Source organism: Gilliamella sp. G0441 (assembly GCF_050589305.1).
In the GTDB taxonomy this organism is placed as follows: domain Bacteria; phylum Pseudomonadota; class Gammaproteobacteria; order Enterobacterales; family Orbaceae; genus Gilliamella.
Map to the genome: position 1 here is coordinate 1 of NZ_JBNRJF010000048.1, position 567 is coordinate 567.

Genomic DNA, 567 nt, shown 5'->3' on the forward strand with positions numbered 1-567 from the left:
TTCACCTCCATCCGCACGGGACTTCAATTACCATCAGCGTGCCTTCTCCCGAAGTTACGGCACCATTTTGCCTAGTTCCTTCACCCGAGTTCTCTCAAGCGCCTGAGTATTCTCTACCTGACCACCTGTGTCGGTTTCGGGTACGATTAACTATAACCTGAAGCTTAGAGGATTTTCCTGGAAGCAGGGCATCAATTACTTCACTACCTTAGTAGCTCGTCATCACGCCTCAGGGTCTCAGTGACCGGATTTGCCTAATCACACCCCTACACGCTTAACCCACCATCCAATAGGTGGTAAACCTAGCCTTCTTCGTCCCCCCATCGCAGTTATAGCCAGTACGGGAATATTAACCCGTTTCCCATCAGATACGCCCTTCGGCCTCTCCTTAGGGGTCGACTCACCCTGCCCCGATTAACGTTGGACAGGAACCCTTGGTCTTCCGGCGAGCGGGCTTTTCACCCGCTTTATCGTTACTTATGTCAGCATTCGCACTTCTGATACCTCCAGCATGCCTCACAACACACCTTCTACGGCTTACAGAACGCTCCCCTACCCAATACACTT

At 51.7% G+C, this 567-nt stretch carries 1 rRNA gene; it reads right to left on the reverse strand.

The annotated features are described in order from the left end of the window. A 23S ribosomal RNA gene (locus tag ACKJXD_RS11965) occupies window positions 1-567 on the reverse strand; the annotation flags it as partial.